The sequence below is a fragment of the Pontibacter sp. BAB1700 genome (assembly GCF_000277005.1).
GTDB lineage: Bacteria > Bacteroidota > Bacteroidia > Cytophagales > Hymenobacteraceae > Pontibacter > Pontibacter lucknowensis.
Window position 1 is genome coordinate 1 of the sequence record NZ_AKIS01000241.1, and the last position, 1,600, is coordinate 1,600.

2 protein-coding genes are annotated in these 1,600 nt (G+C 53.1%); both read right to left on the reverse strand.

The features are described from left to right. The coding region (locus tag O71_RS20810; protein WP_007661158.1) for a DUF1015 family protein at window positions 1–885 on the reverse strand (885 nt) is incomplete at its 3' end. 29 nt (window positions 886–914) lie between these two features. Then, entirely contained in the window at window positions 915–1,565 is a 651-nt protein-coding gene (pdxH, locus tag O71_RS20815) for a pyridoxamine 5'-phosphate oxidase (RefSeq protein WP_007661160.1), read from the reverse strand. Window positions 1,566–1,600 lie beyond the last annotated feature (35 nt).

Here is a 1,600-nt window from a genome sequence, read left to right on the forward strand (position 1 = left end):
GTTTTTGCCCACGATCACCTCGTTGAGTTCGTAAGCATCCTCTTTCGGGGTTACTACAAAGTACTCCCGCAGGCGCTCCAGAAACTCTTCGTCTGTCAGGTCAATATTTTCCAGCACCCGATGTGTCGGCAAAATGCGCAGATCGTCGGCTTCGGTGTTGGTCAGGTACATCAGGTGGTAGTTATAAGCCTCCATACCGGTGTGGTTGGGATTGTCGGCCATGCGCTTTTTGCGGTACTCCAGCGAGCCCTCATAACGGTGGTGTCCATCGGCCAACAGCACCTGTCGCGGTTCCAGTACCGCTAAAAATTGCCTGATCACGTCACGGTCATGAATCACGGCCAGTACGTCGCGCACGCCCTGGTAATCCTCGGTCACGTAAAGTGGCGACTGAATACTTTCATCCATGTAACGCTCCAATACAAATTCAGGGTCGGTGTATAGCCCGTGAGTGGCACTGGTGTTCATCAGGGTCTTGTCGAGCAGGTCGATGCGATCGTTTACGGCACTTGGTATAGTGTTTTCGTGGCGCAGGAGCATACCTTCGTTCCAGTCGTAGGCTTTGATATGGCATATGAAGCCTTTGCGGCAGTATTCGCGGTCGCTGCCCGGAAGCCTGAAATACTGGTAGTACACATAAATACCGGGTAGCGGGTCCTGCACAATTGTACCCGCTGCTTTCCACTCTTGCAGCATGTCTGCCGCAGTGTCAGCGGGCGTATCGCCGCGAGGCACGGATAGATGTATGCTGTTGATCGGGTTCTGGTACAGCGCCTCCCGCTGCTTCGCCGACACCACATCAAAAAGGGGAGAGGTCAGTTCTTCAATCGACTGGCTCAGTTCTTCTTTGTAGCGCCATGCTTTTATGGGTAGTATTTCAGCCATCAGGTTTGTTTACAGGTATAGGTATAGAATCAGGGCGCAAGCCTTTTGCGGTTCCATTGGGTGTCAGCTTGTTCAAACACGATGCGATCATGCAGTCGGTTTGGACGGCCTTGCCAGAACTCAATACGCTCCGGCTTCAGCACATAGCCTCCCCAGTGCTGTGGACGGGGTACTACATCCAGGTTGGCAAAGTCTTGTTCATATTTCGCCTCCGCCTGTTCCAGCTCTTCACGATTGTTTATCTCACGGCTCTGCGGCGAGGCCCAGGCCCCGATCTGGCTGCCGCGCGGACGGCTGTGGAAGTACACATCCGATACCTCTGAGGTCACTTTCTCTATAGTGCCTTCAATGCGCACCTGCCGCTCCAGCTCCGCCCAGAAAAAGGTCATCGAGCCATAAGGCCGCTCCGCCATTTCGTGTCCTTTGCGGCTTTCGTAATTGGTAAAAAACACGAAGCCATCCGGAGACACTTCCTTCAAAAGCACCACACGCGACGAAGGCCGACAATCAGCCGACACGGTAGAAAGCACCAGCGCCGTTGGCTCCAGCACCTGCGAGAGGATAGCTTCATTGAGCCATACCTTAAACTGGTCGAGCGGATCATTTGAAACGGATTCTTCGGTAAGAGCCTGCCGGGAGTAGTTCTTCCGGATAGAGGCAATGTCATGCTGTAGCGACATAAAGGACTAGATGTTTTGCCCAAAATTATAAAATA

Bases quoted from the DNA above. Each gene is read 5' to 3' on its own strand.
- pdxH (WP_007661160.1), bottom strand. From the start codon at position 1,565: ATGTCGCTACAGCATGACATTGCCTCTATCCGGAAGAACTACTCCCGG.